The sequence below is a fragment of the Chromobacterium sp. Ag138 genome (genome assembly GCF_055181315.1).
In genome coordinates this window covers 349,643-373,603 of the sequence record NZ_JBUPWA010000001.1, presented here as the reverse complement: position 1 = coordinate 373,603, position 23,961 = coordinate 349,643, and the positions used below count along the sequence as shown (strand labels likewise).

Genomic DNA, 23,961 nt, shown 5'->3' with positions numbered 1-23,961 from the left:
CCACACACCATGCTTCTCTCGCTGACCGTCAAAGATTTCGTCATCGTCGACAGCATCGCGCTGGACTTTTCCGACGGTTTCACCGTGCTCACCGGCGAGACCGGCGCCGGCAAATCCATCATGCTGGACGCGCTGGGGCTGCTGCTCGGCGACCGCGCCGACGGCGCCCAGGTGCGCGAAGGCGCCGAGCGCGCCGAGATCACTGCAGAGTTCTCCACCGCCAACCGCCCCGAAGTGGACGCCTGGCTGGCCGACAACGAGCTGTCCGGCGATGAAGGCGTGCTGCTGCTGCGCCGGTTGATAGACCGCGGCGGCCGCTCCAAAAGCTTCGTCAACGGCCAGGCCGCCACGCTGGCCCAGCTGAAATCGCTGGGCGAATTCCTGGTGGACATCCACGGCCAGCACGCGCACCAATCGCTGATGAAGAGCGAGACCCAGCGCCAGCTGCTGGACGCCTACGCCGGCTCCACCACGCTGGCTCGCGACGCCAACAAGGCCTGGCAGGAATGGCAAGCCGCCCGTCAGGCGCGGCAGGACGCCGAGCGGATGTCTCGCGAATCCGAAGTGGAGCGCGAACGGCTCACCTGGCAGATCGGCGAATTGACCGAACTCAATCTGCTGCCCGACGAATGGACCACGCTGAGCCAGAGCCACACCCGGCTGGCCAACTCCGCCGAACTGGTGCAGAGCGCGCAGCAGGCGGTGGATGTGCTGTCCGAGAACGACGACAGCTGCCTGTCCCAGCTCGCCCACGTGCAAACCCGGCTGTCCAAGCTGTCCAACCTGGATCCGCGCCTGTCCGACACCCTGTCGCTGCTGGACTCGGTGGACGCCGAGCTGCGCGAGGTGGTGTACAGCCTGCGCGACTACGCCAGCGACATCGATCAGGACGCCAACCAGCTAGTGGAAATGGAGCGCCGGCTGGACCTCTTGATGAGCACCGCGCGCAAATATCGCGTGCAGCCGGCCGATCTGGCCGACAAGCTGGCCGACTGGCAGCAGCAACTGGCCGCGCTGGAAGCCAGCGTGGACGTGGAAGCGCTGAGCGTGGCCGAAGCCGCCAGCCTGGCCCGCTACCGCGCGCTGGCGGAAGCTCTGTCCGGCAAGCGCCGCCAGGCCGCCAGCGAGCTGTCCGAGCGCATCTCCGGCGAAATGGGCCGCCTGGCGATGGGCGGCGCCCGCTTCGCCATCGAACTGTCCGCGCTGGCCGAACCCGGCGCGCACGGCATGGAATCGATCGAATACTTGGTGGCCGCCAACGCCGGCACCAGCCTGCGTCCGCTGGCCAAGGTGGCCTCCGGCGGCGAGCTGTCACGCATCAGCCTGGCGATGCAGGTGGTGATCAGCCAGGTGGCCAGCGTGCCCACGCTGATCTTCGACGAAGTGGACGTGGGCATAGGCGGCCGCGTGGCCGAAGTGATCGGCCACATGCTGCGCGACCTGGGCCAGCGCTACCAGGTGCTGTGCATCACCCACCTGCCCCAGGTGGCGTCCTGCGGCAAGCACCACTGGCAAGTCAGCAAGCGCGAGCGCAAGGGCCAGGTGCTCAGCAGCATCGCGCCGCTGGACGCCGAGCAGCGGGTGCTGGAAATCGCCCGCATGCTGGGCGGCGTCGAACTCACCCAGACCACGCGCGAGCACGCGGCGGAAATGTTGGCCTCCAACGCCGCCGCCCTCTAGCCAAGCGCGGCGATTCCCGCTAGAATTGCCGCCTCATACCGAATACGGAAGCGTGGCAGAGCGGTTTAATGCAACGGTCTTGAAAACCGTCGTGGGTGCGAGCCCACCGTGAGTTCGAATCTCACCGCTTCCGCCAGTATATAAAGGCCAGGATAAATAATCCGGGCCTTTGTTTTTCGTGCTGTAAAGAAGTGTTAACTTTTTACACCGCCACCGTCTCCCCACATCCGGATACATACTCCCCATGTCGATGCTTCAGCCTTATTCTCTCCAAGGCTGCCCGATGCGAAGGATTGCTGAGTGCTTGCAGCGCTATTCTTGGCTTTAATGTTGGCCATTCCGATCTTTTGGCAAATACTCGAAGCCAAACGATGGCAGAGCGGACCTAAATTGGGCAACCCGCTAACCGTCAGAGCACTACGATGCCAATTTATTATTCCCTTGGCCTATCTTGGCCTTGCGATCGCGCTGGACCCAGATGGCGCACAGCTATTGCAAACAAGCATGGGAAAATGGATTGATGCGCTTATCGGCCTTGCGGTTTACGGCTTGGGCTGCGTATCCGCTTTCATTGGTCTGGCATCGATAGCGCTGATCTTGCTTAAAAGAAACCAGGCGCTGACTGCCATGGCGAAAAACGACGGCAGGCCTTAGCACCCTCTGACCGTCGCTTGATGGGCCGTCTAGTATCCACGCTCAATTTCGCCGCCTCCCCCAAGCCCGGGACGCGACTATGCGAGGAGAGGCCACGGCAGACGCGCCTAGCCGATGTAGCCCGTGGCTCGCCGCGACAGGATTACAGCGACATCGCCAACATCCGCTCCCCTCTCCAAGACTCCTTTCACACACGCATGCAAACCGGCCTCGGAATCGGGATTCGGAGTTCTAGACTGAATAAGCTCCACACCCCAAAAGAGCCCGCGCCATGCGCAACCTGTTCACATCCGGCCGGCCGTTCCGGCTGGTGCCCTACTTCTTCCTGTTGTCGCTGCTGCTGATGGCGGGAGCGACCGTCCTGATGGCTGGCTACCTGCGCCACTACTCCAGCGAGCAGCTGCTCAAGCTGGAGAAAAGCCGCGCCGCGTCGCTGGTGCAGATTTTCGAGAACTCGCTGTGGGCCGACTTTCGCCCGCTGCTGCCCTTGGCGCGCGATCCAGCCAAGCTGAAGCAGGTGGCCAATCAGCCGCGTTTGCGCGAAGCCGTGATACGGCTGATGCGCGGCACGGACGTGATCCGGGTCAAGATGTACGCGCTCAACGGCGTCACCCTGTTTTCCACCGACCCCAAACAGATAGGCGAGGACGAAAACGACGATGAAGGCTACCGCTACGCCTCCGCCGGCGCTCCCGCCAGCGAACTGGTGCACAGCCACAGCATCGATGCCTTCGAACGCACGCTGACCGACCGCGACATCATCTCCACCTACGTGCCGGTGCACGATCCGGCCGGCAAGATAGAAGGCGTGCTGGAGATCTACCTGGACGCCACGCCCTTCGTCGTCGACAGCGACCGCCAGCTGCGCTGGGTGACGCTGGCCATTTGCGCATTGATGGCGGTGCTGTTCCTCGCCCAGATGCTGGTGGTGCGCTTGGCCGGCCGCATAATAGACCGCCAGGCAGCGGCCTTGTCCGAAACCAATCGCGAGTTGGACAGCCGCGTGGCGGCCCGCACCTGGGAGCTGGCCAACGCCAATACCCGCCTGGAGGATGAAATCCAGGAACGCCGCCGCGCCGAGGAAAGACTGGACCACCTGGCCCACCACGACCCTCTGACCGGCCTGCCCAACCGGCTGCTGTTCCAGAAACGGCTGAGCCGCTCGCTGAGTGCTCCCGACCTGCCTCCCTATCAGCTCGCGATGTTGTTCATCGACTTGGACCGCTTCAAAGACGTCAACGACACGCTGGGTCACTACATCGGCGACCAGTTGCTGAACGCGGTGGCCGCTCGGCTGGCCGACGGCATGCGCGCCGAAGACATGCTGGCCCGCCTGGGCGGGGATGAATTCATCTGCGTGCTGGAAAACATCGCGAACCGCGACATGGCCTCTGATGTGGCCGGCAAGCTGCTGGCGTTGTTCCAGCAACCGTTTTGCATCAACGGCAACGATCTTTATCTGTCGGCGAGCATAGGCATCAGCTTCGCCAGCCACGACGGCTCCGATGTGGACACCCTGCTGCGCCATGCCGACATCGCGATGTACGCGGCGAAGAACGCCGGCCGCAACCGCTGCCAGCATTACACCCCGCAAATGTCGGCCGACGCCGAACAACGGGTGGTGCTGGAACGGCAGCTGCGCCAGGCGCTGGAAAACAACGAGATCACGGCCCACTACCAGCCCCAGGTGGACGCGGCCACGGGGAAGCTGGTCGGCGCCGAGGCGCTGGCGCGCTGGCGGCATCCCGCCCAGGGCATGGTGCCGCCATCGCGCTTCATTCCCATCGCCGAGGAATGCGGCCTCATCGTGTCCCTGGGCGATCAAATCCTGGAGAAATCGCTGCGCCAGTTGGCGAACTGGCGCCGGGATGGCTTCGAACTGCCATCCATTTCCGTCAACTTGTCGACCCGGCAGCTGGAGCGGCAAGACTTTCCCCAGCATGTCGCCAGGCTGCTGCAGCGTTATCAGCTGCTGCCCGATCATCTTGAGCTGGAAATCACGGAAAGCGTGATCATGGAGGCGGACAACGCGGTCAAAGCCCTGGCAGAGCTGCGCGCGCTGGGCATCCGCCTGTCCATCGACGATTTCGGCACCGGCTACTCCTCGCTCTCCTATCTGCGGCAATTGCCGGTGCAAGCGCTGAAAATAGACCGCAGCTTCATTCTCGGCATCGGCAAAGGGGGAGAAGCCATCGTTCACGCCATCCTGGCGCTGTCTTCCAATCTGGGGCTGGAAACCGTGGCGGAAGGCGTGGAAGAGCCGCATCAGCTCGAATTCCTGCGCGCCGCCGGCTGCCATGTGATCCAGGGCTTCCTCTACTCACGGCCCTTGCCCGAAGAGGCATTCGCCTCGGACTGGCGCGAGCGGCTCCACACGCCCGCCCATCCCTAGCCGCCCGCTCCAAAAAAAACCGCCCCGAACCGGGGCGGTTTTTCATTGGATCAAGAAAAGATCAGAGTCCGTCCTGCAAACGCCGCGCCAGCTCGGCGCGCGTCATCTGCGGGAAGTGGCGCTGCAGCAGCTGGTCCAGCTCCTGCTCGAACAGCTCCCACTGCGACGGCGCGGCGGGAGACGATTCCTCGCTGCGGGCGACGATCATGCCGGCGGCCACCGTGCCGTTGCTGAGCCTGTCGATCAGGATCAGGCTGCCGCTGCCGCGGCAATCGCGGTACGGGTCGAACGCCGCCGGGCTGTTGAGGGAAATCCGGCACAGGCCGATCTCGTTGAGCGTCAGCGCGACGGCCGGACTATCCTGCAGCGTATTGACGTCTGTGCGATGCAGGATGGCTTCGATGCGGCCGGTCACGTACTTGCCGGCCAGCTTGAAACCATATTCCTTGCCAGGCCGCAGCGGCTGCTCCCCCATCGCCACCAGATGGGCGTCGAAGCTGCGCGACACCTGCGGCCGCGCCTCGTCGGCGCGCACCAGCATGTCGCCGCGGGAAATGTCGATCTCGTCCTCCAGCGTCAGCGTCACCGCCTGGCCGGCGCAGGCTCGGGACAAGCGGCCGTCGAAGGTGACGATGTCCTTGACCCGGCTTTCCTTGCCGGAAGGCAGCGCCACCACCGCGTCGCCCGGATGCACGGCGCCGCTGGCGATGGTGCCGCAGAAGCCGCGGAAGTCCAGGTTGGGCCGGTTCACGTACTGCACCGGCAGACGGAAGGCGGACAGCGGGGCGTCGTGGACGATCTGTATCGTTTCCAGCAGATGCATCAGCGTCGCGCCCTGGTACCACGGCGCGGCCTCGGTGCGGCTGACCACATTGTCGCCGCGCAACGCGGAGATCGGCACGAAATGGATGTCCGGGATGTCCAGATGCTCGGCGAAGGTCAGGTATTCGTCGCGGATGCGGTTGTAGACGTCCTCGCTGTAATCCACCAGGTCCATCTTGTTGACCGCGACGATCACGTGGCGGATGCCCAGCAGGCTGACGATGTGGCTATGGCGGCGGGTCTGCGTCTGCACGCCGCGCCGCGCGTCGATCAAGATGATGGCCAGGTTGCTGGTGGACGCGCCGGTGGCCATGTTGCGGGTGTACTGCTCGTGGCCCGGGCAATCGGCGATGATGAACTTGCGCTTCTCCGTGCTGAAGTAGCGGTAAGCGACATCGATGGTGATGCCCTGCTCCCGCTCAGCCTGCAGGCCATCCACCAGCAACGCCAGGTCGATCTCCTGGTCGGTGGTGTTGTACTTTTTCGAGTCGCGCTCGATCGCCGCCAGCTGGTCCTCGAAGATCAGCTTGGAATCGTGCAGCAGCCGGCCGATCAGCGTGGACTTGCCGTCGTCCACGCTGCCACAGGTGATGAAGCGCAGCATGTCCTTGTTCTCATGCTGGCTCAGGTATTCCAGGATATCCCCGGCGATCAGTTCGGATTGGTGAGACATCAGAAATACCCTTCCATTTTCTTCTTTTCCATCGAGCCGGCGCTGTCATGGTCGATCAGCCGGCCCTGCCGCTCGGAGGTCTTGGTCAGCAGCATTTCCTGGATGATCTCGGGCAGCGTGGCGGCCTCGGACTCCACCGCGCCGGTCAACGGGTAGCAGCCCAGCGTGCGGAAGCGCACCTTGCGCGTCTGGATGCTGGCCTTTTCCGCCGGCGTCAGGTATTCGAGGATGCGATCGTCGTCGATCATGATCAGCATGCCGTCGCGCTCCACCACCGGACGCTCGGCGGCGAAATACAGCGGCACGATTTCGATGCCTTCCAGATAGATGTATTGCCAGATGTCCAGCTCGGTCCAGTTGGACAAGGGGAACACGCGGATGCTCTCACCCTTGTCTATCTTGCCGTTGTAAATGTTCCACAGCTCCGGACGCTGGCTTTTCGGGTCCCAGCGGTGGTTCTTGTCGCGGAACGAGTACACGCGCTCCTTGGCGCGGCTTTTCTCCTCGTCGCGGCGCGCGCCGCCGAAGGCCGCGTCGAATTTGTGCTTGTTCAGCGCCTGCTTCAGGCCCTCGGTCTTCATCACATCGGTATGCTTGGCGCTGCCGGCGGTGAAGGGATTGATGCCGGCGTCCACGCCGTCCTGATTGACATGGACGATCAGGTTCCAGCCGTTTTCCTTGGCCTGCTTGTCGCGCAGCGCGATCATTTCGCGGAATTTCCAGGTGGTGTCGACATGCATCAAGGGGAACGGCGGCTTGCCGGGATAGAACGCCTTTTTCGCCAGGTGCAGCATCACCGCGGAGTCTTTGCCGATGGAGTACAGCATCACCGGGTTCTCGAATTCCGCCGCCACCTCGCGGATGATGTGGATGGACTCCGCCTCCAGTTGCTGGAGGTGGGTCAGCCTTGCTTGATCGATATCCATGCTTGCAGCCTGTTCTATGGTTGCAGCCAATCTACCGGAAATATTCGCAAGCGTTCAAAACCGATTGGATATATCAATATAAGCTTAGCAAATCTTAAAAACATCAAAGCTGGAATATGGATTTCATGCCAGCCCGCGCTCGCGCAACGGTGTAAGATCAATGCAAACAGGCATTAAAGTTTCGGCCGGACAGGCCGATATGAACTTGAAACGCGGCACGTGCCTGCAAAAAAAAACTATAACGCGGCGCCAGACCGCAACCGTGATGACCATTGAACCGCCCTAACAGCAACACGCGCGCCTGACTGCAGAACAGGCGCGCTCCAGGGAGCCGACGTCATGTCATCCGCATCCATCAGCGCCAACGCAGGTCCTCTGGACGTGCAATCCATTGTCAGCCAACTGATTCAGGCTGACTCCCAGCCTATGAGCCAGAGCAAGCAGCGCTCCTCCACTTATCAGTCCGAGTTGAGCACCATAGGACAGGTCAGCTCAGCGCTCTCCGCGTTGCAAACCGCGGCGTCCACGCTTCAATCCGGCACCTTCCTGCAACAATTCAGCGCCACTTCGTCCGACAGCACGATCGCGAGCGTCTCCACCTCGTCCGGCGGCGCAGCCGGCACATACGTGCTCAACGTGTCGCAATTGGCCAAGCCTCGCCAGCTGGTGTTCGACCAGAACCCTGACGGATCGGCGATCACCAACCAGAATGCGGCCATCGCCGGCGCCCCCGGATCGCTGACTTTCAGTGTTGGCGGCACCAGTTCTACCGTGCAGCTGGGCAGCAACGCTACGCTCGCCTCCATGGCAAACAGCATCAATAGCGCGGGCATAGGCGTCAACGCCTCCATCGTGCAATACAACAACACCTATTCCTTGGTGCTCAACTCGACCCAAGCCGGCCCCAGCAACGCCTTCAGCGTCACCGCCGGCGGCACCGACAGCGGCAACACCTCCGGCAACACGCTGGCGGGACTGAAGCAAAGCGCCACGGCAACCAGCGAATCGGCGAATGCCCAAAGCGCCTTGATGACGGTGAACGGCGTAAACGTGTCATCGGACAGCAATAGCGTAGCCAACGTCGTGTCCGGCGCCACCATCAATCTGGAAAAAGCGGGCCAAGTCACCATCAACATGGCGCAAAGCACCACCAACATCACCAATACGCTGCAAAGCTTCATCACGGCCTACAACCAGGTGATTTCCACCACCGGGTCGGCGATCCAGAGCAATACCCGAGTTGGCAGCACGCCAGCAAACACCGACATCAGCGGCGATCTCACCACACTGCAAGAGCAAATGGCGAATATTCTCGGCACCCCTGTGCCCGGCGTGAATGCAACCTCGTCCTACGCCTACTTGGCGCAGGTGGGCATCACGCAAAAAGCGGATGGCACGCTGGCCCTGGACTCGGCCGCGTTCAACTCGGCGCTTACCGCCAATCCCTCCGCTGTAGCCAATCTGTTCGGCAACGCCCAGAATACCGGCGTGGCCAATGTGTTCAACAGCACGATCAACTCCCTGCTGGGGCCAAACGGGCTGATCACATCGAATCAAGCCAGCCTGAACAGCAAGATCAATACCGAGCAACAGCTGCAGCAACAGTTGCAGAATCAGCTGGATACCGAGCAGTCCAACCTGCTTACCGAATACTCCAACCTCAATAGCGAGCTGGCGCAAATGCAGCAAGCCTCAACCAGCATGGCCAACTTGATAGCCTGATCCTTTCCAGGACTCTCGCAGGCGGCTCCGTTGTGGAGGCCGCCTTTTCTTTTGGCGTATACTCGTGCGAGCCGTGCCGCCTTGGGCGGCATCCGGAACTTGAACCCCGCCAATCCGTCCGATTTCCATGACTCCTGATATCAATCCATCCCGCCGCCAGCTGCTGCAGATGCTCGCCCTCGGCGCCGGCGCCGGCATATTGCAAGGATGCAGCTCCATGTCCTCCCCAGCGCAGCCCTCCCCGGCCAGCCTCCGCCTCTACCTGACCGCCTGCTCCGGCATCGTGCCGGAGAAGCAACGCCAGCTGGCATTGCCGCGGCTGGCGCACGCCGGCTTCTCCCTGGAAAACGCCGCCGCGCTGAACCGCGCCTATCAGCGCTTTTCCGGCACCGACGCCGAGCGGCTGTCCGACCTGCAGGCGTTGCTGGATCAGCCGCAATGGCCGCAGCTGATCATGGCCGGCCGCGGCGGCTACGGCGCGATGCGCCTGCTGCCTCGGCTGGACCTGGCGCGGCTGGGCGCGCGGCTCAAGGAGTCCCGCTCGCTGCTGATAGGCTACAGCGACTTCTGCGCGATCCAGCTGGCGCTGCTGGCCAAGAGCGGCGCCGGCAGCTTCGCCGGGCCGATGCTGGGCGATTTCGGCAGCGCCGCGCCCAACGCCTACGCGATCAACGAATTCATCGCCGGCATCTCCACGCCGCAGCGCAGCCTCCGCATCGCAGGCTCGCAGCCGCAGGCCCGCGGCGAGGGCATTTTCTGGGGCGGCAACCTCAGCGTGCTCTCCAGCCTGGCCGGCACCCCCTACCTGCCCGACATCAAGGGCGGCCTGCTGTTCCTGGAGGACGTGGGCGAACAGCCGTACCGTATCGAACGGATGCTGCAGCAGCTGCATCTGGCCGGCGTGCTTGCCAAGCAAAAGGCCATCTTCCTTGGCGATTTCTCGATGCAGCGGCATGTCGACGTCTACGACCCGCACTACAACTTCGATGCCGTGGTGGCCGAGTTGCGGCGCATCAGCGGCGTGCCGGTGTTCACCGGCCTGCCCTTCGGGCACATCGCCGCCAAGACCACGATGCCGCTGGGTTTCCCGGCCCGCTTCCAGGCCGAGGGCGACGGCGTGACGCTGCAGTTCCTCGACTATCCGACGGTGGACGTCTCCGCCATCCAGGTTCCGGCATTGCTGGCCGAGCGCCCGGCCTGAAAATGCCATCCGCTTGACCGGACGGCCTGGCTGGTGCAATTTGGCTGTCCGCGTCCCGCCCATCGCATGAACGATCAGGAAACCGCATGATCCGCAGCCATACTCTCCTGGCCGGCCCCTTGCTGGCCGGCTTGCTTGTCCCGCTCACCGCGCTGGCCGAAGGCTATCAGACCCCGCCGCCCGAATTGGCGGCGCTGGTAGACGCCCCGCGCACGCCGCTGCAGTCGCTGAGCCCCCGCAACGATACCGTGCTGCAGACGCATCGTCCCGGCCTGCCCGGCATCGCCGACGTCGCCCAGCCGGAGCTGAAGCTGGCCGGGCTGAGGCTGAACCCCAAGATGCGCGCGGCCAGCCGCTTCGATTTCGGCAACGCGCTGTCGCTGCTAGACGTCCCCAGCGGCAAAAGCCGCGCCGTATCGGGCCTGCCGGCCAAGCCCCGCATCGCCGATAGCGCCTGGTCGCCGGACGGCAAGCAGGTGGCGCTGAGCCTGTGGGGCGAGCGCGGCGTGGAGCTATGGCTGCTGGACGCGGCCAGCGCCCGCGCGCGCCGGCTGGGCGATTTCCATCTGAACGCCACCAGCGGCCGCGGCTTCGCCTGGGTGGGCCGACAGCTGCTGGTCAAGCGGCTCCCCGCCGGACAAGGCCCGGCGCCGGAAAAGCCTGCCGCGCCGGCCGGCCCCAATATCCAGCAGAGCGCCGGCGGCGCGCTGTCGCAAACCCGGACATATCCCGACCTGTTGAAAACGCCTTACGACGCCGATCTGCTCGACTTCGAGCTCAACAGCCAACTGGCGCTGGTGGATATGAGCGGCAAAGAGAAGCTGATCGGCAAGCCTGACCGCTACCTGTCGGTGCAGGCGTCGCCCGACCGCCAGTACCTGCTGGCGACCCGCTTGCTGCGCCCCTATTCCACGCTGGTGCCGATCAGCCGCTTTCCGCGGCTGGTCGAGGTGATCGACCTGCAGGGCCGCAGCGTGCGCCAGGTGGCCAAACGCCCGCTGCTGGAACGGATGCCGTCCGGCAACGACGCAGTGGCTACCGGCCCGCGCGAAATCGGCTGGCGCGCCGACGCGCCCGCCACGCTGTTCTGGGCCGAAGCGCAGGACGGCGGCGATCCATCAGTCGACGCCAAGGTGCGCGACGCCTTGTTCCTGCAGCCGGCGCCGTTCAAGCAAGCGCCGTTCAAGCTGCAGGAGCTGGCCAGCCGCTTCGCCGACGTGCAGTGGGGCCGGGGCGATCTGGCCTTGGTCAGCGAGTATTGGTGGAAAACGCGCGATCTGAAAGTCTGGCGCGTGCGCCCCGCCGAGCCGGGGCAGCCGCCGGCGCTGCTGAACCAGCGCAGCTCCGAAGACCGCTACGCCGACCCCGGCAGCCCGGCCATGGTCAGCAATGCCGACGGCCTGCCGGTGCTGCAGACCAGCCCGGATGGCGACAGCCTGTACCTGCTGGGAGACGGCGCAAGCCCGGAAGGCGACCGGCCCTTCATCGACCGTCTGAGCCTCGCCGACAACAAGACCATCCGGCTATGGCGCTCGCAAGCGCCATGGTATGAAGCCCCGGTGGCGGTGCTGAACGGCGGCGAGCGCGCGCTGCTCAGCCGCGAGCAGGCCGATGCGCCGCCCAATCTGTACCTGAAAGCCCTGGATCGCGACGGCGGCTTGAGACAACTGACCTTCTTCGCCCATCCGATGCCCCAGCTCAAGAATGTGCAGAAGCGGCAGCTGCGCTACAAGCGCGCGGATGGCATCGACCTGACCGCCACCCTGTATTTGCCGCCCGGCCACAACCCCAAGCGCGACGGCCCGCTGCCGATGCTGATGTGGGCCTATCCCACCGAGTTCAAGAGCGCAGACGCCGCCAGCCAGGTCACAGACTCGCCGTATCGCTTCAACCGCGTCGGCTACTGGGGGCCGGAAGCGTTGCTGGCGCGCGGCTACGCGGTGCTGGACAATCCATCCATGCCCATCGTCGGCGCCGGCAAACAGGAACCCAACGACAGCTACCTGCCGCAGTTGAAAATGGACGCGCAGGCGGCGGTGGACGAAGTGGTGCGGCTGGGCGTGGCCGACCGCGACCGCATCGCCATCGGCGGCCACTCGTACGGCGCCTTCATGACCGTCAACCTGCTGGCCCACACCCGGCTGTTCCGTGCCGGCATCGCCCGCTCCGGGGCCTACAACCGCACGCTGACGCCATTCGGCTTCCAGTCCGAGGAGCGTGATTTCTGGCAGGCCAAAGACGTCTATCAGACCATGTCGCCGTTCAACTACGCCGAGCAGATCAAGGATGCGCTGTTGCTGATCCACGGCGAGGCGGACAACAACCCCGGCACCTTCCCGATTCAGAGCGAGCGGATGTACCAGGCGCTGCAAGGCCTGGGCGCGACGGTGCGGCTGGCGATGCTGCCCGCGGAAAGCCACGGCTACCGCGCCCGGGAATCCATTCTTCACATGCTGTGGGAAGAAGACCGCTGGCTGGATCAATATGTCAAGCATGCGAAACCGGGGGCCAAGGAAGCCGGGCCGCAGTAAATCATAACCAGCGCCAGCGTCGGCGAGTTTTAACCGGCTTGGCTTGCGAGAAGGAAAAACGCCCGAAGCCCGGCCCTGCCGGGCTTTATGATTTTCCACAAGAAAACCGGCTGTTTGCTCAAGGGCCGGCGGTCTTTTTCCTCGCCCTCCTATTCCCTCTCCTTGGAAAAACCGGAAAGGCTGCGAAAGGCCGTCCCCCCCTCGTTTTGCCCTGCCGCGCGCGCATATTTCGGCTTGCGCTTTGATTCTGTGTGTACAAAATTGATTATGGCAAGCACTGAAATGCTTTAATAACGCTCGCCGGCAAAAGCGGAACATCCCATGCACAAAGACAGCGGCCACCGCCTTCGCATCGAACAGCCAGGCCGACCCAGGCTGTATCAATTCGATGACCTGAATGGCTACGAAGTGGTAGGTGTGATCACCCTCGCCGGTCGAAGCGGCGCCTTGGTGAGAAAATACAGCAACGGCATCTACAGCATGGCCAACTCAGGCATATTGCGGCCATTGGATCAGCGGCGGGTGAAAATGGCGCTGGGCATCGGCAGCAATGCCGGCGCGCCTGTCAAAATGCAGGGCGGCGCGCGCCATAATGTTTATCTCGACGCCGAAAGCATCGATATCGCAATGGAACTGGGGGGCGGAAACATCAGCAAAGGCATTCGGCTAGCGCTGAGAATCCGCGCCGACGCCGACTGCGACACACTGCCCAAGCCGGCGGCGGCCTAAGAGCGGCTAACAAAAATCAGTTTCACGACTGAGGCAAGGCGCGCCGACGCAGGCAGTACTAGAGTACGGCAAGTCGGCGCAACGCAGCATCAGGAATTTTGTTAGCCACTCTAAGCAAGCCCCGGCGACTCGCGACGGGCGCTTGACCAGCCCCTTCTTCGCAGGCGAAAAAAACGGGAGCCCGGCCAAGCCAGAGCTCCCGTCCTCGGCGATGCCGGATCAGCCGTATTGGCGCGCGAAATCCTGCATGAAGTTGACCAGCGACTTCACACCCTCGATCGGCATCGCGTTGTAGATCGACGCGCGCATGCCGCCCACCGCGCGGTGGCCCTTCAGCTGCGCCAGGCCGTTCTTGCGCGCCTCCAGCAGGAAAATCTCGTCCAGCGCCTCGTCCTTCAGCTTGAACACCACATTCATCTTGGAGCGGAACGGTTGCTCGATATGGGTGGAGTAGAACCCGCCGCTGCTGTCGATCACGTGGTACAGCAGGCCGGCTTTTTCCTCGTTGCGGGTGGCGATGCCCTTGACGCCCCCCTGCTCCTTCAGCCACTTGAACACCAGGCCGGCGATGTAGATCGGATAGGTGCCCGGCGTGTTGTACATCGAATCGGCGTCGGCGTGGACCTGGTAGTTGAGCATGGTCGGGATATCGGCGCGCGCCTTGCCCAGCAAATCCTCGCGGATCACCAGCACGGTCAGGCCGGACGGCCCGATGTTTTTCTGCGCGCCGGCGTAGATCATGCCGAAGCGGCTGACATCGATCTCCCGCGACAGAAAGTCGGACGACATGTCGCAGACCAGCGGCACGCCGTGCTGCTCGGCCGGGATGTACGGAAACTGCAGGCCGCCTATGGTCTCGTTGGAGGTGTAATGCAGATAGGCCGCGTCCGGGTCGCGCTGCCAGGCCGCCTCTTCCGGGATGTAACAGAAGTTGCGGTCCTCGCTGCTGGCCGCGACATTCACCTTGGCGTAACGCTTCGCCTCCTTGATCGCCAGCTTGGACCAGTGGCCGGTATTGACGATGTCGATGCTGTCCTTGTCGCCCAGCAGGTTCAGCGGCGCCATCGCGAACTGCAGCGACGCGCCGCCCTGCAGGAACAGCACCTTGTAACCGGCCGGAATGCCCATCAGCTGGCGCAAATCCTGTTCGGCGTCATGGATGATCTCCATGAACTCCTTGCCGCGATGGCTCATCTCCATCACGCTCATGCCGGAGCCGTGCCAATCCAGCAACTCGCTTTGCGCCTCGGCCAGCACCTGGTGCGGCAATACGGCGGGACCAGCGGAAAAGTTGTACACCTTGGCCATGTCTATCCTCTGTTTCTTTGCGTGTGTCGGGTCAGCCTGCTCCGGGCTGCGTTGCTACGAGTGTATAAAAAAACCGGCGTCTCCCGCCAGGGATGCGCCGGTTTGTCTGCGGACAGTACGAACAAACTGTTCAATTGGTCAGCAGGAAATGGGCTCGCGCCACCGCCACCGGCTTGGAGCGGTCGTCCTGCCAGGCCTCGATCAGCACATGAGCCACTCGCTTGCCCTGCTTGGTGATCTCGCACTGGGCGAACAGCGTCTGCGGCCGGCCGGGCCGCAGATAGTCCAGCGAGAAGTCGACGATCTTCGGCGCTTCCAGCGATTCGCGGTTCCACATCAGGTGTATCATCGCCGCGCTTTCCATGAAGCCGCCGATCAGCCCCCCATGCAGCGCCGGCAGCGTGGTGTTGCCGACATTCCGCGGCAGGAACGGCAGCTCGAAGCGCAGCTCGCCCTGCTCGTCCTCGGCCATCACCGTGCCCATCAGCTTGACGTAAGGCAGCGCGTCCACGATCTCCGCGTAGGCCTTGCGGTCGCGCCACTCCCCGAAGCGTTGCATGAATTCGCTCATTGCCCGCCCTCCTGCAGCATGGGCGTGCGGCTGGACTCGCGCATGAACGTTGCCACTCCGTGCGCGATCGGATCGGCCGGATCGTCGTGATAGCACACCGCGCGGGTGAAGGCGATCTGGCTGGCCAGCCGGTAGCACTCGGCGGTGCAGTGGATGGCCTTGCCCGGCGTCGCGGACTTCAGGTAGTCGATGCGCAGATCCAGCGTGGCGATGGTTTCCACCTCAGCCAGCTGCGCGGTGACCGCGATGGCGCTGCAAGTGTCCACCAGCGAAGTGATCACCCCGCCGTGCAGAATGCCGGTCGCCGGATTGCCGACCAAGTCCTCGCGCCACGCCAGCTTCAGCGTGGGCTTGCGGCCGTCGGTGCCGACGTATTCGAAACCCAGGGTCGCGCAGTGCGGGAAGGAGACGAAGAGCTGGCTCATCATCTCCAGCACCCGGGGATTGGCCGGAGTCGGAATCATCACGCCTCGCCCTGCTCCGGCGCGGCGTCACCATCCACTTCGCCTTCGCCTTCCGCGCATTCCGCTTCGGATTCGGCCACGATCTCCAGGCCGATCAGCTTCTCGCCTTCGTCCAGGTTGATCAGGCGCACGCCCTGGGCCGAACGGCCGGTTTCGCGCACTTCCGCCACCTTGGTGCGGATCAGCACGCCGCCGGTGGTGATCAGCATGATGTCGTCGGTTTCCTCCACCAGGCTGGCCGCCACCAGCTTGAGGCCGGTCTTGTCGGTCAGGTCCATCGCGATCACGCCCTGGGTGCCGCGGCTGGTGCGGCGGAAATCGCCGACGCAGGTGCGCTTGCCGTAGCCGCCGTCGCTGGCGGTCAGCACCATCTGCTGCTCGGAATTGCTGACCAAGAGCGAGATCACCTGGTGGTCGTCGCCCAGCATCATGCCGCGCACGCCGGTGGCGTTGCGGCCCATCGGGCGCACGTCGGTCTCGCTGAAGCGCACGGCCTTGCCGGCGTCGGAGAACAGCATGATCTGGTCGTCGCCGTGGGTCAGCGCCACGCCGATCAGGTTGTCGCCGTCATCCAGGTTGACGGCGATGATGCCGGCGGTGCGCGGACGGGAGAAGTCGACCAGCGGGGTCTTCTTCACCGTGCCGTTGGCGGTGCACATGAACACGAACTGGTCGTCGCGGAACTCCTTGACCGGCAGCAGCGCGTTGATCTTCTCGCCGTCTTCCAGCGGCAGCACGTTGACCATGGGCTTGCCGCGGCTCTGGCGGCCGCCCTGCGGCAGGTCGTACACCTTGCGCCAGTAGCAGCGGCCGCGGCTGGAGAAGCACAGCACGTAGTCGTGGGTGTTGGCGACGAACAGCGTCTCGATGAAGTCGTCGTCCTTGGTGGCCGCCGCCTGCTTGCCGCGGCCGCCGCGGCGCTGCGAGCTGTAGTCGTCGATCGGCTGCGCCTTGATGTAGCCGGTGTGGGAGATGGTCACCACCATGTCCTGCGGGGTGATCAGGTCTTCGATGTTGATGTCGCCGCCGTACGGCTCGATTTCGGAGCGGCGCGGATCGCCGAACTGCGCGCGGATGGCGGCCAGCTCTTCGCTGATGATCTGGCTGATGCGCTCCGGCTTGGCCAAAATGTCCAGCAGGTCCTGGATCACGTCCATGATCTCGCGGTATTCGCCGACGATCTTGTCCTGCTCCAGGCCGGTCAGGCGCTGCAGGCGCATGTCCAGAATGGCCTGGGCCTGGGTGTCGGACAGGTGGTAGCCGTCGTCCTTCATGCCGAAGGACGGATCGATGTTTTCCGGACGCGCCTTGTCGCCCTCGACGCGGGACAGCATGTCCTCCACCAGCGACGAGCGCCAGGCTCGCGCCATCAGCGCGGCCTTGGCCTGCGGCGGCGCTTCGGAGGCCTTGATCAGCGCGATGATCTCGTCGACGTTGGACAGCGCGACGGCCAGGCCCTCCAGCACGTGGCCGCGTTCGCGGGCCTTCTTCAGTTCGAAGATGGTGCGGCGGGTCACCACCTCGCGGCGGTGGCGCAGGAACTCTTCCAGGATCTGCTTCAGGTTCAGCAGGCGCGGCTGGCCGTCGACCAGCGCCACCATGTTCATGCCGAAGCTGTCCTGCAGCTGGGTCATCTTGTACAGGTGATTGAGCACCACTTCCGGCATTTCGCCGCGCTTGAGCTCGATCACCACGCGCATGCCGGATTTGTCCGACTCGTCGCGCAGGTCGGAAATGCCCTCGATCTGCTTGTCGCGCACCAGCTCGCTGATGCGCTCCAGCAGGCGGGCCTTGTTCACCTGGTACGGAATCTCGTCGACGATGATCGCTTCGCGGTCGCCCTTGCCGATGGGTTCGGTGTGGGTGCGCGCGCGCATGAACACGCGGCCGCGGCCGGTGCGGTAGCCTTCCTTGACGCCGGCGGTGCCGTAGATGATGCCGGCGGTCGGGAAGTCCGGCGCCGGGATGATGTCGATCAGCTCGTCGATGGTCAGATCGCTGTTGGCCAGCAGCGCCAGGCAGGCGTCCACCACCTCGTTCAGGTTGTGCGGCGGAATATTGGTGGCCATGCCCACGGCGATGCCGGAGGAGCCGTTGATCAGCAGATTGGGAACTTTGGCCGGCAGGATCAGCGGCTCATGCTCGGAGCCGTCGTAGTTGGGGCCGAAGTCTACGGTTTCTTTCTCGATGTCGGCCAGCAGCTCATGCGCGATGCGCGCCATGCGGATTTCGGTGTAACGCATCGCGGCGGCGTTGTCGCCGTCCACGGAGCCGAAGTTGCCCTGGCCGTCCACCAGCGGGTAGCGCAGGGAGAAGTCCTGCGCCAGGCGCACGATGGTGTCGTACACGGCGGTATCGCCGTGCGGGTGGTACTTACCGATCACATCGCCAACGATACGGGCCGATTTCTTATAGGCGCGGTTCCAGTCATTGGACAGCTCGTGCATCGCGTACAGCACGCGGCGGTGCACCGGCTTCAGGCCATCGCGCACGTCCGGCAGCGCCCGGCCCACGATCACGCTCATCGCGTAATCCAGGTAAGAACGGCGCATCTCCTCTTCGAGGCTGATGGGAAGCGTTTCCTTGGCGAACAGGTTATCGGTCATAAGTATCTTGATTCGTAAGGATGATCCGGCCAGCGGCGCGGCGGCGCGCCTCGCATGTGCGATTTCGCGCCCGCCCCGGCCTTGGCCGACGGATGTGACAATCTTGCCATTCTACCACGAAAGGCATGGCCAATGCCTGCGGCGCAAGCGCGGCGGGCCGCAGGCGGCGCGGCATCAGGCGTCATGAGGCATCGGGACGCGCGCCTTCGCGGCGGGCATAAAAAAGGAGGGCCGAAGCCCTCCGCAAGTCTTGTAGCCAGGAGTGTTACAAGAAAAACTCAGTTCCAGTTCTGCGGCAGCTTGTAGCCGGCGAACTTCTGCTTGGTGTAGGACTTGAACGCCGGCGAATTGTAGGCGGCGACCACGTCCTTGGCCCAGGGCTTGCCGGCGTCCGCCGCGCGCACCACGCCCCAGTTCACGTAGGCGTAGCTCTTTTCCTGGAAGACGGCGTCGGTCAGCTTGATGCCGGAGCTGGTGGCGTAGTTGCCGTTGATCACGGCGAAGTCCACGTCGCTGCGGGAGCGCGGCAGCTGGGCAGCCTCCAGCGGCACGATCTTCACCTTCTTGATGTTGTCGGCGATGTCGCGCTCGGAAGCGGTCAGCGGATTGATGCCCGGCTTCAGCTTCACCCAGCCCAGATCGCTCAGCATCACCAGCGCGCGGGCGAAGTTGGATGGATCGTTAGGCGCGGCGATGGTCACGCCCGGCTTCACGTCCTTCAGCGACTTCAGCTTGCCCGGATAGATGCCCAGCGGCGCGGTCGGCACCTGGAACGCCTCTTTCAGCGACAGCTTGTGCTCTTTGGCGAAGTTGTCGAGGTAGGGCTTGTGCTGGAACACGTTCACGTCCAGCGAGCCTTCCTGCAGCGCCAGGTTCGGGCGGACATAGTCGGTGAACTCCACCAGCTTCACAGTGTAGCCCTGCTTTTCCAGCTGGGGCTTGATCGACTGCTTGACCATGTCGCCGAAGTCGCCGACGGTGGTGCCGATGACGATCTGCTTCTTGGCCGGGTCGGCGGCCAGAACCTGGCCGGCCAGAGCCAGGCCCACGATGGATGCGGCAACTGCCTTGATCACGAATCTACGCATTATTCTCTCCTTGAAATTTTGAAATCAGCGTTTGTCGAGCTTTGCCGCCAGGCGGTTGCCCAGCAGCTGGATGATTTGCACCAGTACCACCAGCAGCAGCACCATGGCCACCATCACGTCGGTCTGGAAGCGGTAGTAGCCGTAGCGGATGGCGAGGTCGCCGATGCCGCCGCCGCCCACCACGCCCGCCACCGCGGTGTAGCTGAGGAAGCTGATGGTCAGGATGGTGAGGCTGGAGATCAGGCCGGAACGGGCCTCGTTCACCAGCACCTTGAAAATGATCTGGGTCGGACTGGCGCCCATCGCTTCGGCGGCCTCCACCACGCCGCGCGGAATCTCGCGCAGCGTCTGCTCCACCAGGCGGGCGAAGTACGGAATGGCGGCGAAGGACAGCGGCACCGACGCCGCCACCGGGCCGATGGTGCTGCCCACCAGCGCGCGGGTCAGCGGAATCAGCACCACCATCAGTATGATGAAGGGGAAGGAGCGCACCAGGTTCACCAGCCAGCTCAGCACGCCGTTGACGGTGCGGTTGGCGAACATCTGGCCGGGCTGGGACAGGTACAGGATGACGCCCAGCGGCCCGCCGAGCAAAATGGCGGCGGCCAGGCCCACGCCCAGCATCACGCCGGTTTCCAGAACAGCCTGCCAGATTTCCGGGCCCATCGATTGCAGGTTCTGCAGCGCTTCGTTCAGAGTTGCGGCATCCATTTACGCGGCCTCCAGCAGCGAGCGGGCCAGATCCGAATCGGCCTCCACTTCGCGATTGTTCACATCCACCACCTCCACCACGCGCCCCTGGTCCAGCACGGCGGCGCGATGGCAGATGCTGCGCACCACGTTCATTTCATGGGTGACGATGACCACGGTGACGCCGAAGCGGGCGTTGATGTCCTGCAGGCAGTCCAGGATGGATTGGGTGGTTTTCGGGTCCAGCGCCGAGGTGGGCTCGTCGGCCAGGATCACATGCGGACGCGGGGCCAGGGCGCGGGCGATGCCGACGCGCTGCTTCTGGCCGCCGGACAACTGGGCCGGATAATGGTTGGCGCGGTCTTCCAGGCCGACCACGGCCAGGCACTCGGCGACGCGCTTTTCAATATCGGCCTTGCTCCAGCCGGCGATCTCCAGCGGGAAGGCGACATTGCCGGCGACGGTGCGGTTGGCCAGCAGATTGAATTGCTGGAACACCATTCCGATGTTCTGGCGAGCCGCGCGCAACTGCTTGGGAGACAGGCTGGTCAAATCCTGGCCATCGACGATCACGGCGCCGGCGTCCGGGCGCTCCAGCAGATTGATCAGGCGCAGCAAGGTGGATTTGCCGGCGCCGGAGAAGCCGATCAGGCCGAAGACTTCGCCAGGCTTGATGGTCAACGAGGTTTCCGCGACGGCGTCGAACCAGCCGCCCTCCGGGCGACGGAACCGTTTACGGATATTTTGCAGATGAATCATTCCAAACACTCCCAAAGCATAAAGCCCGCCGATTGCTGCGGCGGGCTTTGCTGTGGAAGTCTTCGAAGTATTCCGGAAGACTTATGTAGACAGGTTTAGGTGTTGCTGGGTCTGTCTACCCACGCTTTAGCTGTTTTACGCCCGCAAGCTGTGTTCAAATCGGCGATAAATTTGATTGAGATTGAACATCTTTTTTCGCTTAGCGTCAACACCCTTTTGAAAAAATATAAGCAATCGTCTCGTTATTGCGAAAAATTCTTTGCAATATAATTGCAAGAAATTTGCATATCTCCCTTGGCTATATCACTACAACGGCCGGATCTCCGCGCACAGCGGCAAATGGTCCGACAAGCCGGACCACGGCCGTCCGCCCAGCACCCTGGCCGACTCCACCTTCAAACCACGCACGTAGATGCGGTCCAGCGCCAGCATCGGCATCCGCGCCGGGAAGCTTTGCGCATGTCGGCCATGCAGCGTCAGGAACGCCTCCTCCAGGCCCAGCTCCTGCCGCAGCAGCGCGCTGGCCTCGCCGCGCCAGTCGTTGAAGTCCCCGGCCAGGATCAGCGGCAGGTGGTCCGCAATCCCCTGCCGCACGTAATCGGCCAGCCCGCGGTATTGCCTGCGCCGATCGAAGGCCAGCAAGTTGAAATGGCCGCACAACGCCACCACCGGCTGCGGCCAGCCATCCGGCTGCAACAGGCACTGCAGCACGCCCCGGCTTTCGAAACGGTTGACCGAAATATCGCGGTTGCACCACTCGCGGACGTGAAAACGCGTCAGCAAGGCATTGCCATGATGGCCGTGCCGATAACTGGCGTTCAACCCGTACACCGCGCGATGCGCCAGCCTGCCGGCCAGATAGTGGTGTTGCGGCTGGACGGGCCAGATCTGGTGGCGCAAAGCCCGCTCCAGGTTCTTGCCCTGCACCTCCTGCAGAAACAGCATGTCCGGCGACAGATCCGCCAAAGCCTCGGCCATGCCGCCCACCTTCACATGCCGGTTCAACGGCGACATGCCCTTATGGATGTTGTAAGTGCAAACCGTTATGCTTTTCATATGGTTATCAATAACTTAAATCAAGCATCCAGAGTCAAACCCCAGCAAAGCCGCGCCCCATCGCATATGAAAAATCCAATGCTTGCGCAGCGCGCCCTGCCTGGGCATGCGAACCAGCACCCTGCATTTTACAACACGCCCCCACGTTCGATACGAGCCGTCCAGGCGCCGCCGCTGCGCGCCCGCCATTCGGAATAGACCACCTCGCCATGCCAGCTCAAACCGCGAGCGCATAAAGTCGCCGTTCATCGAATTCCGCTTGGCAAACCGTCGCCGCCTATAGTAATTTGAATTTGTACAATTTCAAAAAACAATCGCCATGGCTATTTCCCGCATGCCGACCACCCATCGCCAGCCCGCCGCCATCCCCATGGCCGGGCACCCGGTGCGCGCCGGATTCCCATCCCCGGCAAGCGACCACATGGATAACGCCATCAACCTGCACGACTACCTGGTGGCCGATCCGCTGGCCACTTTCATGGTGCGGGTTCGGGGCGACTCGATGCGCGACGCCGGCATCCTGGACAACGACATCCTGGTGGTCGACAAAGGCCTGCCGCCCCGGCATGGCGATATCGTGATCGCCGTGATGGACGGCGAGTTCACCGTCAAGCGGCTGCACCGCAAGGAGGGCCGGTGCATGCTGCTCGCCGCCAACCCGGCCTACCCCGCCATTGAGCCGGCGGATGGCCAGGAGTTGCAGATCTGGGGCGTAGTGGCCGCCTGCGTGAGGAAGTTGAAGTGAGCGTTTTCGCCCTGGTGGACGGCAATAACTTCTACGCCAGCTGCGAGAGGGTGTTCCGGCCCGATCTGGCGGACAAGCCCATCGTGGTATTGAGCAACAACGACGGCTGCGTGGTGGCCGCCAGCGCCGAGGCCAAAGCGCTGGGTTTCCAGATGTTCGGCCCTTACTTCGAAATCGCCGGCCTGTGCCGCAAACACGGCGTCACGGTGTTTTCCAGCAATTACGCGCTATACGGCGACATGAGCCGGCGCATGATGGCGATACTGGCCCAGCACGCCCCCTGCCAGGAAGTCTATTCGATAGACGAGTGCTTTCTGGACCTGGCCGGCCTGCCGGACACCGATGCGCTGGCGCGGCGGATGCGGGAAGACGTGCGGCGCCGCATCGGCATTCCGGTCAGCGTCGGCATCGGCCCCAGCAAAACGCTGGCCAAGCTGGCCAACCACGTTTCCAAGCGGGTGGAAGGCTGGGACGACGGCGTATTCGACTGGAGCTGGCTCTCCCCGGCCGAAACCGACGCGCTGATGGCGCGGCTGCCGGTCGGCAAGGTATGGGGCGTAGGCCGCAGGCTGGCTGCCAGGCTGATCGAACAACATATCGATACCGCCCTGAAGCTGAAACGCGCCGACCCGCGCTGGCTGCAGCGGAATTTCAGCGTGACGCTGGAGCGCACGGCGGCGGAGCTGAACGGCGCCAGCTGCCTCAGCCTGGAAGACGCGGAGCAGCCGCGCCAGCAGATCATCTCCAGCCGTTCCTTCGGCGAAAAAACCGCCGACCTCGCCGTGCTCACCGCCGCCGTCAGCCATCACATCGCCCGCGCCGGCGAAAAACTGCGCGAACAAGGCAGCGCGGCGCGGCTGGTCGGCGTCAGCGTGCGCACCAGCCCCTTCGGCGACGATCCCTACCACGGCTACACCGTGGTGCCGCTGGTCCACCCCAGCGACGACACCATGGCGCTGGCTGCCGCCGCGCTGGCGGGCCTGCGCGCCGTCTACCGCCGCGGCCTGCGTTACCAGAAAGCCGGCGTGGTGTTGATGGAGCTGTCCCCCCGCGAACAACGGCAAGCGGACTTGTTCGCCGCCGCGCCAGATCCGCGCCGGCAACGGCTGATGCGGACGCTGGATTCGATCAACCAAACCTACGGCCACGGTTGCGTCAAGCTAGCGTCGGAGGCGCTGACGCCCAATTGGGAAATGCGCCAGGACGTGCGGTCGCCCCGATACACCACCCAACTGAGCGAGCTATTACTCATCCGCTAGCTCGCATTTCACTGCCATCTTCGAGTGGGCTCCATTCCGGGCCCGCATCGTCGATGCCATCAATCAGACGCCTCCCCCAAGGCGG

Annotated in this window: 19 protein-coding genes and 1 tRNA gene; 10 read left to right on the top strand and 10 right to left on the bottom strand. The window is 63.7% G+C overall.

The features are described from left to right. Positions 1–9: 9 nt before the first annotated feature. The 4 genes from recN to ACY3GB_RS01855 all read left to right on the top strand — a co-directional run bounded on the left by recN (position 10) and on the right by ACY3GB_RS01855 (position 4,726). A complete protein-coding gene (gene recN / locus ACY3GB_RS01870) occupies positions 10–1,680 on the top strand; it encodes a DNA repair protein RecN (protein ID WP_463087224.1) in 1,671 nt (556 codons plus the stop codon). Between the two features lie 46 nt (positions 1,681–1,726). Further along, positions 1,727–1,816, top strand: a tRNA-Ser gene (locus ACY3GB_RS01865). A gap of 164 nt (positions 1,817–1,980) precedes the next feature. Further along, positions 1,981–2,334 (top strand): hypothetical protein, encoded by a 354-nt coding sequence (locus ACY3GB_RS01860; RefSeq protein ID WP_463087223.1) that lies wholly within the window; start codon positions 1,981–1,983, stop codon positions 2,332–2,334. 271 nt (positions 2,335–2,605) lie between these two features. After that, complete coding sequence (locus ACY3GB_RS01855) at positions 2,606–4,726, top strand: putative bifunctional diguanylate cyclase/phosphodiesterase (protein WP_463087222.1); 2,121 nt, start codon at positions 2,606–2,608, stop codon at positions 4,724–4,726. A 61-nt stretch (positions 4,727–4,787) separates the two neighbouring features. Here the strand turns inward: ACY3GB_RS01855 and cysN are convergent, their stop codons facing one another. Then, positions 4,788–6,221, bottom strand: coding sequence for a sulfate adenylyltransferase subunit CysN (gene cysN, locus ACY3GB_RS01850; RefSeq protein ID WP_463087221.1), 1,434 nt, complete (start codon positions 6,219–6,221; stop codon positions 4,788–4,790). After that, positions 6,221–7,147: a sulfate adenylyltransferase subunit CysD gene (cysD, locus tag ACY3GB_RS01845; RefSeq protein WP_463087220.1), complete on the bottom strand. Its 927-nt coding sequence runs from the start codon at positions 7,145–7,147 to the stop codon at positions 6,221–6,223. Before cysD ends, cysN begins: the two co-directional genes overlap by 1 nt. 339 nt (positions 7,148–7,486) lie before the next feature. On the opposite strand from cysD, the gene fliD reads away from it, so the two are divergent. The 4 genes from fliD (at position 7,487) to ACY3GB_RS01825 (ending at position 13,330) form a co-directional block, all read left to right on the top strand. Continuing rightward, entirely contained in the window at positions 7,487–8,869 is a 1,383-nt protein-coding gene (gene fliD, locus ACY3GB_RS01840) for a flagellar filament capping protein FliD (protein WP_463087219.1), read from the top strand. A 127-nt stretch (positions 8,870–8,996) separates the two neighbouring features. Beyond that, positions 8,997–10,070 carry an LD-carboxypeptidase gene (locus ACY3GB_RS01835; RefSeq protein WP_463087218.1) on the top strand — a complete coding sequence of 358 codons (1,074 nt, stop codon included), beginning with the start codon at positions 8,997–8,999 and terminating at the stop codon, positions 10,068–10,070. A gap of 86 nt (positions 10,071–10,156) precedes the next feature. Then, positions 10,157–12,601 (top strand): S9 family peptidase, encoded by a 2,445-nt coding sequence (locus ACY3GB_RS01830; RefSeq protein WP_463087217.1) that lies wholly within the window; start codon positions 10,157–10,159, stop codon positions 12,599–12,601. 321 nt (positions 12,602–12,922) lie between these two features. Further along, entirely contained in the window at positions 12,923–13,330 is a 408-nt protein-coding gene (locus ACY3GB_RS01825; protein WP_463087216.1) for a hypothetical protein, read from the top strand. A 219-nt stretch (positions 13,331–13,549) separates the two neighbouring features. On the opposite strand, the gene serC is transcribed toward ACY3GB_RS01825, so the two are convergent. The 8 genes from serC to ACY3GB_RS01785 all read right to left on the bottom strand — a co-directional run bounded on the left by serC (position 13,550) and on the right by ACY3GB_RS01785 (position 21,872). Continuing rightward, the gene (gene serC / locus ACY3GB_RS01820; protein WP_463087215.1) at positions 13,550–14,638 is read right to left on the bottom strand and encodes a 3-phosphoserine/phosphohydroxythreonine transaminase; all 1,089 of its coding nucleotides are present in this window, start codon (positions 14,636–14,638) and stop codon (positions 13,550–13,552) included. A gap of 130 nt (positions 14,639–14,768) precedes the next feature. Then, the gene (locus ACY3GB_RS01815) at positions 14,769–15,209 is read right to left on the bottom strand and encodes a PaaI family thioesterase (RefSeq protein ID WP_463087214.1); all 441 of its coding nucleotides are present in this window, start codon (positions 15,207–15,209) and stop codon (positions 14,769–14,771) included. Beyond that, entirely contained in the window at positions 15,206–15,673 is a 468-nt protein-coding gene (locus tag ACY3GB_RS01810; RefSeq protein WP_463087213.1) for a PaaI family thioesterase, read from the bottom strand. Before ACY3GB_RS01810 ends, ACY3GB_RS01815 begins: the two co-directional genes overlap by 4 nt. Continuing rightward, the gene (gyrA, locus tag ACY3GB_RS01805) at positions 15,673–18,279 is read right to left on the bottom strand and encodes a DNA gyrase subunit A (RefSeq protein ID WP_463087212.1); all 2,607 of its coding nucleotides are present in this window, start codon (positions 18,277–18,279) and stop codon (positions 15,673–15,675) included. The genes ACY3GB_RS01810 and gyrA overlap by 1 nt, the downstream gene beginning before the upstream one ends. Before the next feature lie 278 nt (positions 18,280–18,557). Next, on the bottom strand, positions 18,558–19,367 hold the full coding sequence (locus ACY3GB_RS01800) for a MetQ/NlpA family ABC transporter substrate-binding protein (RefSeq protein WP_463087211.1): 810 nt from the start codon (positions 19,365–19,367) through the stop codon (positions 18,558–18,560). A 24-nt stretch (positions 19,368–19,391) separates the two neighbouring features. After that, on the bottom strand, positions 19,392–20,078 hold the full coding sequence (locus ACY3GB_RS01795; RefSeq protein WP_463087210.1) for a methionine ABC transporter permease: 687 nt from the start codon (positions 20,076–20,078) through the stop codon (positions 19,392–19,394). Next, positions 20,079–20,816, bottom strand: coding sequence for a methionine ABC transporter ATP-binding protein (locus tag ACY3GB_RS01790; RefSeq protein WP_463087209.1), 738 nt, complete (start codon positions 20,814–20,816; stop codon positions 20,079–20,081). A gap of 306 nt (positions 20,817–21,122) precedes the next feature. Beyond that, entirely contained in the window at positions 21,123–21,872 is a 750-nt protein-coding gene (locus ACY3GB_RS01785; protein ID WP_463087208.1) for an endonuclease/exonuclease/phosphatase family protein, read from the bottom strand. Positions 21,873–22,191: 319 nt separating this feature from the next. On the opposite strand from ACY3GB_RS01785, the gene ACY3GB_RS01780 reads away from it, so the two are divergent. Both ACY3GB_RS01780 and ACY3GB_RS01775 read left to right on the top strand, forming a co-directional pair. Beyond that, positions 22,192–22,617 (top strand): LexA family protein, encoded by a 426-nt coding sequence (locus tag ACY3GB_RS01780; protein WP_463087207.1) that lies wholly within the window; start codon positions 22,192–22,194, stop codon positions 22,615–22,617. After that, the gene (locus ACY3GB_RS01775; protein WP_463087206.1) at positions 22,614–23,876 is read left to right on the top strand and encodes a Y-family DNA polymerase; all 1,263 of its coding nucleotides are present in this window, start codon (positions 22,614–22,616) and stop codon (positions 23,874–23,876) included. The genes ACY3GB_RS01780 and ACY3GB_RS01775 overlap by 4 nt, the downstream gene beginning before the upstream one ends. The last annotated feature ends 85 nt before the right edge of the window (positions 23,877–23,961 follow it).